Annotated in this window: 8 protein-coding genes; all 8 read right to left on the bottom strand. The window is 67.1% G+C overall.

Annotation, left to right across the window (positions count from 1 at the left end; translation table 11 throughout):
* Positions 1–125 precede the first annotated feature (125 nt).
* The gene (locus tag PVW46_RS23965; protein WP_069207906.1) at positions 126–998 is read right to left on the bottom strand and encodes a metal ABC transporter substrate-binding protein; all 873 of its coding nucleotides are present in this window, start codon (positions 996–998) and stop codon (positions 126–128) included.
* Positions 998–1,333: a hypothetical protein gene (locus tag PVW46_RS23960; protein WP_069207907.1), complete on the bottom strand. Its 336-nt coding sequence runs from the start codon at positions 1,331–1,333 to the stop codon at positions 998–1,000. The genes PVW46_RS23965 and PVW46_RS23960 overlap by 1 nt, the downstream gene beginning before the upstream one ends.
* Positions 1,330–2,094, bottom strand: coding sequence for a DUF4198 domain-containing protein (locus PVW46_RS23955; RefSeq protein WP_069207908.1), 765 nt, complete (start codon positions 2,092–2,094; stop codon positions 1,330–1,332). The genes PVW46_RS23960 and PVW46_RS23955 overlap by 4 nt, the downstream gene beginning before the upstream one ends.
* A gap of 37 nt (positions 2,095–2,131) precedes the next feature.
* A complete protein-coding gene (locus tag PVW46_RS23950) occupies positions 2,132–3,286 on the bottom strand; it encodes an ABC transporter permease (protein ID WP_069207909.1) in 1,155 nt (384 codons plus the stop codon).
* Positions 3,283–3,945, bottom strand: a complete 663-nt coding sequence (locus tag PVW46_RS23945) for an ABC transporter ATP-binding protein (RefSeq protein ID WP_069207910.1) — start codon at positions 3,943–3,945, stop codon at positions 3,283–3,285. Before PVW46_RS23945 ends, PVW46_RS23950 begins: the two co-directional genes overlap by 4 nt.
* Positions 3,942–4,511: a hypothetical protein gene (locus PVW46_RS23940; protein WP_069207911.1), complete on the bottom strand. Its 570-nt coding sequence runs from the start codon at positions 4,509–4,511 to the stop codon at positions 3,942–3,944. The genes PVW46_RS23945 and PVW46_RS23940 overlap by 4 nt, the downstream gene beginning before the upstream one ends.
* 122 nt (positions 4,512–4,633) lie before the next feature.
* Positions 4,634–5,374, bottom strand: a complete 741-nt coding sequence (locus PVW46_RS23935; RefSeq protein WP_172429016.1) for a glucose 1-dehydrogenase — start codon at positions 5,372–5,374, stop codon at positions 4,634–4,636.
* A gap of 11 nt (positions 5,375–5,385) precedes the next feature.
* Positions 5,386–6,117: an SDR family NAD(P)-dependent oxidoreductase gene (locus PVW46_RS23930; protein ID WP_069207913.1), complete on the bottom strand. Its 732-nt coding sequence runs from the start codon at positions 6,115–6,117 to the stop codon at positions 5,386–5,388.
* Positions 6,118–6,228 lie beyond the last annotated feature (111 nt).

Genomic DNA, 6,228 nt, shown 5'->3' with positions numbered 1-6,228 from the left:
ACGTTTTGTACAAAACGTACGGCGATTTCCGCAAAACGTACAAAACCGTTCCCGCTTTGGTCCCGGTCAGGAAGGTGACGTTGCGTCGGCAAAGGTTAAGGCCCGAAAGGCGGCGGCCGAGAGGGCTATTGCCGCCCGGCCAGGCCCGCGATCTGCGCCCGCATGACAGAGGCAAAATCCCCGCTGGCGGGCCGCGTCGCAAGCGGCGCAAAGATGACGGAGACAAGCCCCAGTTCGGCGGCCCGGTCCCGGGCCTCGCGGGGCGGTTCCGCCTCCCAGATCAGGACGGAGGCGCCGGTATCCGCCATCATGTCCTTCAGGTCTTGCCATTGCGCCTCGTCCGGCATGGCGCCCGCTTCCCATTCGAGCGCGGCGATATCGAGCCCGTAGGCCCGGGCGAAATACTGGTAGCGGGGATGGGTGGCGATGATCGTCGTGCCTTGCAGCGTCGCAAGGGCCTCGCGCGCCTGGGTGTCGAGGGCGTCCAGATCGGCCAGCAGCGCGGGCAGGGTTTCGGCCACCTGATCGCTCAGGTGGGGCATCCGGCGTTGCATGGCCGCTGCCAGCGCCCTGGCCTGTCCCGCAGCCAGGTCGAAATCGAGCCATGTGTAGCTGGCGGTGCCGGTGTGCGAATGGGCGCCATCCTCGCCGTGGCTGTGGGTCACGGACTGCGTGGCGATGAAGGCATCGGAGAGTTTGGCGGAGGTATCGACCAGCCGAGAGCGGGGCAGCGAGGCGCGCGTCGTCCAGGCCGCGAAACCGGCCCCGTTGAGCGCGATCAGGTCCGCCTGCTGGATCGCCGCGATGTCGGAAAGGCCGGGCCGCCAGAAGGACGGGTCGCGCCCCTCCGGAACCGGGAACAGGACCTCGATCGCATCGCCGCCCAGGCGTTCCGCCATCCAGGCCAGCGGATAGTTCACGGTGGCCACCACGGGCCGGTCCTGTGCGCTGGCGGCGCCGGCCAAGAGGGCCAGCGCGAAGGCAAGAGGTTTGAGCATCAGTTCGTTCCCTGGCCGTAGGCGATGTCGTCCGGTGTCAGCATCCAGTAGTCGGAATGGCCCTCGTTGACTTCGACCTCGATCATCAGGCCGGTCTTCGCCGTGCCCTCGGGCAGGGGGAACCGTGTCTTGCCCTCGGCGCCGATGTCCAGCGTCATCAGCAGGACGTTCCCGGCATCCAGCACGCGGACCGTGCCCCCGGTCGGAACCCGACCGGACGAAAAGGTGGATTCCACCGTGACGGTCTGACCCGAGACGGAGGCAAAGACCCTGAGGTCATGCGCCGCCACGGGAAGGGCGGCGACAACCAGGGCAAAGGCAAGGGCGCGGATCATTGCGCGCCCCAAGGTTCGAAGTGGACCCAGATCACCGCGCCCAGTTCGTGGGCCTTGTCCTCGCCGTCATGCTGCATCGGCTCGGCGGCGGTGTTCAGCGCGGCGAAGCCCCACCAACCGGCGGTCGGCACGGCGTAGCTGAAGACCCCATCGGCGTCGGCCTTGATCGTCTGGGTGATCATCAGGTCCGAGGGCGCGACGGCGCTGCCGTCCTCGTTGTAGTATTCGACCTCGACCTCGGCGTAGGGCACGGGTTCGCCGTCGAGCTTGACGATGCCCTGGAACAGGTTGCCTTCCCACAGGGCAAAGGGCTTGGACAGGGGCACGATCTCTGTCTTCAGGCCCAGTTCCGCGTCCCAGCCTTCGTCGTCGCCGTAGGCGGAAACGTAGGTCTTGGTGAAATGGGTGATGAAGGCGTCTTCCTCGGGTTCCCAGTAGGGTTTGGGCGTCAGGGCAAAGACATGCGTGCCCGGGCGTTCCAGCCGGTATTCGACGGCAAAGCCCGCGTGGTCCATGACCTGCGTGTCCTGCAGCCTGTCCAGCAGGTCGGTCGTCTTGCCGCCATGCGTCACGGTAAAGGCCTCGGGCCGTTCCAGCACCATGCCGATGCCCTCGAACGGATGCGAGAAGGAGAGCGTCAGGTCGATGCTGCGCCCGTCCTCCTGGCTGACCATGTTGTCGGAGGGGATGATCATGCCGTAGTGGGCCGTGGCCGTCGTGGCGAGGGCGGCAAGGGCCGCGGCGGTCATCAGGGTCTTCATCGGGATGTCTCCGTTAACGGGCATTTGCAATGGTTACTCAAAGTGCAAGGATCCAGGCGACCAGGCTGTCGCCGTTCATCGTGACGACCGTGACAAGCCCGGTGGCAAGACCTGCCGACAGGATCAACAGTAGGGCAATTTCCGCGAAGGCCAATCGCAGGATCATGAAACGGCCCGCGCCCAGGCGCCGGGCCGTTTCGATCTCGGGGGCGCGCAGGCTCCACGCCAGGAAAAGCGACAGGCCGATGGCGCCAAGCGCCGCGATCCCGATCACCAGGGTGACCGCGTCCAGGAGGGCCGCGATCCGGAAGATCCGGTCGACCAGCCCCGCGACCACCTCTGCCGGGACGGTCATCTGCAGCGGGTTCTCCGGGTCCAGGTAGCGCCCGCGCAGGATCGTCCCCGAACGGGTGTCATAGGGGGCGACCAGAACGGCGGAAAGCGGGTAGTCACCCGCCGCGCCGTGGAAATGAAAGCTGTCGATGTTCTCGGGCGTGATGCGCTGGAACTGGGTGATGGCGGCATTGGCGGTGACATTGCCCGCGTCATCCGGCGTCACCACGTCGTCATGGCCGTGCCCGATGCCGGCGATGATCCAGGTGGTCTTGACGTCGGTAAAGACGGCCTCGTCATCGGGGGTGCCGGTGGCCGCCAGCACGCCGGTGATCTTCAGTTCCAGCGGGTAGACCCCGTCGAGGTCGAAGAGGTTCTCCGGCGAGGAGACCACCGTGTCGCCGGGGCCGAGGCCCAGCCGGTCCGCCACCTGCGCGCCCAGCACCGCCTCTCCCAGGAGGGCCATCTGGCGCCCTTCGGCCACCTGAAGGCCGCGAAAGTCGAAATAGTCGAGCGAGGTGCCCACGATCCGCGCGCCATTGGTTTGGAATCCCGTGTGCAGCGGGATCGGCAGGGCCAGCCCGCTGTCCCAGACCGCGTCCTCGGCAGCGCGGGTGACGGGCTGGGCGCGGTCCTGCGAGAAATAGACCGCACTCATCACCAGGTCGAGCTGGCTGCCGCGTGCGCCCAGCACCAGCGGCGTGACCTCGGCCCGGCGGGTCAGCGCCTCTTCGGAGCCGCGCAACAGGACCTGTGTCACCAGCGGGACGGAGAGGATCAGCGCGCCGACCACGACGAGCAGGAGACTGCGCGCCCATGTCCAGCGCAGGTGGGCGAAGGCCAGGAAAAGCGCGTTCATGCGGGCTGTCTCAGGGTGGCGAAGTCGATCACCCGGTCGAAACGGGGCAAGAGGTCGTGGTCATGGGTCACCGCAAGCACGGTTGCCTGCATGTCAGAGGCCCGGTCGAAGAGCAGGTCGAGGATGGCCTCCTTGGTTTCGGGGTCGAGGTTGCCGGTGGCCTCGTCCGCGAGGATCAGTTTCGGCTGCGTGACCAGCGCCCGGCAGATGGCCACGCGCTGCTGTTCGCCCCCCGATAGCGCGGCGGGATGGCTTTTCAGGCGATGCGCGATGCCGCAGGCCTCTGCCAGGGCGCGCGCCCGGTCCCTGACCTGCGCGTCCAGGCGCAGCCCGAGGCCGACGCGATAGGGATAGAGGATGTTCTCGTAGGCGTTCAGGTAATCGACCAGCGCGAAATTCTGAAAGATGAAACCCACATGTGTTGCCCGGAACCGCCGCCGCGCGGCGTCGTCCAGTGTGGACAGGTCGCTTCCGGCGACGGTCAGCGCGCCGGCATCCGCCCGAACCATCCCGGCCACCAGGTTCAGCAGGGTCGTCTTGCCGGTGCCGCTGGGGCCGATCACGCCGACACGTTCGGACGGGGCCACGTCCAGCGCGGGCACCTTGAGGGCAAAGCCTCCGCCGGGATAGGCAAAGGACAGGTCGCGGGCCGCGATCAACTGCCGTCTCCTGCGGGCGGTGCGTCGGCATTGCGTTCCAGCGTGCCCGCGTCGCTGCGGTCGACCTCTGTCAGCGAGAAGCCGGTGATCTTCCATTCCCCCTGGTCGGCGGCCATCGTGAGATCGGCGGCATAGGCATTGCCCCGCATGTGCATGTGTTCGGCATGGCCGACCACGCCAAGGACGCGCCACCTTGCGGTGATGTCGACAAGGTCGCCGTTTCGGCGCGCGCTCATGCCCAATAGCGAGACCTCGTGGATTTCCTGGTCCGGGTTCAGGCCGCCCCCGGCCATCGCCCCGACCCGTTCGAGGTAGAGCTGTTCCAGCGCGGGGCCCGTGGCCACCTTTGCCAACCGGTCGTAGATCTCTTCCTCTTCGGTCTGGCTGAAGGCCTCGTAGATCGTGGCGAGGATGCCGGGCAGCAACAAGGGGCTTTCGCGTGAGAATTCCTGCGGGGACATGCCGTCGGCAGAGACGGGGCCGGTCCGGTCAGGCGCGATGAAGCTCCAGGCGCCGATCGCGATGCCGGCCGCCGCCAGCGCCGCGGTCAAGATGTTTCTGAACATGATACGACTGCACCGCCTTCCGAACTGTCGCCAAGAGCATAGTGCAGACCGGATCGCGTGCAAGGCGGGCCGGGATGGTTCGTCTTGCATCCGGGGGCGATGCCTGTGTTTGCGGGCGCGCGCTAGATGCAGCGCCCGCCGTCCACCTCCATGCAGACGCCGGTGATCATGTCGGCCTCGTCCGAGCAGAGGAACAGCGCGGCGTTGGCCAGGTCGCGGGGGGTGGAAAACCGGCCCAGCGGGATGGTGGAGAGGAATTTCGCCCGCATCTCGGGCGTGTCCTCGCCCATGAAGCTGGCGAGCAGGGGCGTTTCGCCCGCCACCGGGTTCAGTGCGTTGACGCGGATGCCCGCTGGCGCCAGTTCCACCGCCATTGCCCGCGTCGCGGTGTTCATCCAGCCCTTGGAGGCGTTGTACCAGTTCAGGTTCGGCCGGGGAGAGACGCCGGCGGTGGAGGCCACGTTGAGGATCGCGCCCGATCCCTGTGCCTTGAGCGCGGGGACAAGCGCGCGGGCGGCCAGGTAGACGGACTTGCAGTTGACGGCAAAGACGCGATCGAAGTCCTCTTCGCTGACCTCTTCCATCGGCGCGGGCAGATGGGTGATGCCGGCGTTGTTCACCAGGATGTCGATGCCGCCCATGTGCTCGGTCGCGAGCGCCATGAGGGCGCGGACGCTGGACCCGTCCGAGACATCGGTGTGCAGGGGATGGGCGCCGGTCGCCTCGGCCACCTTGCGGGCGTTTTCATAGTTGATGTCGGCCACGACCACCTGCGCGCCTTCGGCGGCGAAACGGGTGACGATCCCCTCGCCAAAGCCGGAGCCGCCGCCGGTGACGATGGCGCGTTTGCCTTCCAGTCTCATGCCCGGTCTCCCTAGTAGGTGGCGCGGCCGCCGGACTGGTCGAAGACCGCCCCGGTGGTGAAGCTGGCCTCGGACGAGGCGAGCCAGCAGGCCATTGCCGCGATTTCGTCGACGGTGCCGAAGCGGCCCATCGGGATCTTGCTTTCCATGTAGGCGATGAATTCATCCGTCATCTGGTCGAAGATCGCGGTGCGCACGGCGGCGGGGGCGATGGCGTTGACGGTGATTTGGGTGTCGGCCAGTTCCTTGCCCAGAGATTTGGTCAGCCCGATGACGGCGGCCTTGGAGGCGGAATAGGCCGAGGCGTTGGGGTTGCCCTCTTTCCCGGCGACCGAGGCCATGTTGACGATCCGGCCAAAGCCCCCGGGCCGCATCAGCGCGGCGGCGGCGCGGTTGCAGTAGAACAGCCCATGCGTGTTGAGTTCGAACACCTGTTTCCAGGCCTCGGTCGGGTATTCGATGACGGTGGTGTTGGGGCCGGTGATCCCGGCAGAGCAGACCAGCGTGTCCAGCCCGCCCATCGCGGTCTGGTCCTCTGCCATCGCGCGGGTGACGGCCTGTGGATCGGTGACGTCGATGGCGCGGGTGCGAATGTTGGCCTCACCCTCGATCGCGTCGAGATTGTCGGCGGAAATGTCCCAGACGGTGACCGTGGCGCCCTCGGCGGCAAGACGGCGCGAAATCGCCGCGCCGATGCCCGAGGCGCCGCCGGTCACCACCGCGTGGCGGTTTTCGAAGCGCATTGATGATCCTCCCTTTTGCCCGGCATGTTGGGGTGTCGCGGGGAGAAGGTCCAGAGGCTTGCCTGTGGTCGGCGGGGCGACTCTGTTTGCGGCTGGCGCCGCAAAGACGCC

Source organism: Mameliella sp. AT18, from assembly GCF_028807275.1.
GTDB lineage: Bacteria > Pseudomonadota > Alphaproteobacteria > Rhodobacterales > Rhodobacteraceae > Antarctobacter > Antarctobacter albus.
Note: the sequence above shows the minus strand (reverse complement) of the source record. Positions and strands in the feature narration are given on the sequence as shown.

Excerpts from the sequence above, each read along its gene's own strand:
- PVW46_RS23960 (WP_069207907.1), bottom strand. The coding sequence starts at position 1,333 with ATGATCCGCGCCCTTGCCTTTGCCCTGGTTGTCGCCGCCCTTCCCGTG.
- PVW46_RS23965 (WP_069207906.1), bottom strand. The coding sequence starts at position 998 with ATGCTCAAACCTCTTGCCTTCGCGCTGGCCCTCTTGGCCGGCGCCGCC.
- PVW46_RS23940 (WP_069207911.1), bottom strand. The coding sequence starts at position 4,511 with ATGTTCAGAAACATCTTGACCGCGGCGCTGGCGGCGGCCGGCATCGCG.
- PVW46_RS23955 (WP_069207908.1), bottom strand. The coding sequence starts at position 2,094 with ATGAAGACCCTGATGACCGCCGCGGCCCTTGCCGCCCTCGCCACGACG.
- PVW46_RS23950 (WP_069207909.1), bottom strand. The coding sequence starts at position 3,286 with ATGAACGCGCTTTTCCTGGCCTTCGCCCACCTGCGCTGGACATGGGCG.
- PVW46_RS23930 (WP_069207913.1), bottom strand. The coding sequence starts at position 6,117 with ATGCGCTTCGAAAACCGCCACGCGGTGGTGACCGGCGGCGCCTCGGGC.
- PVW46_RS23935 (WP_172429016.1), bottom strand. The coding sequence starts at position 5,374 with ATGAGACTGGAAGGCAAACGCGCCATCGTCACCGGCGGCGGCTCCGGC.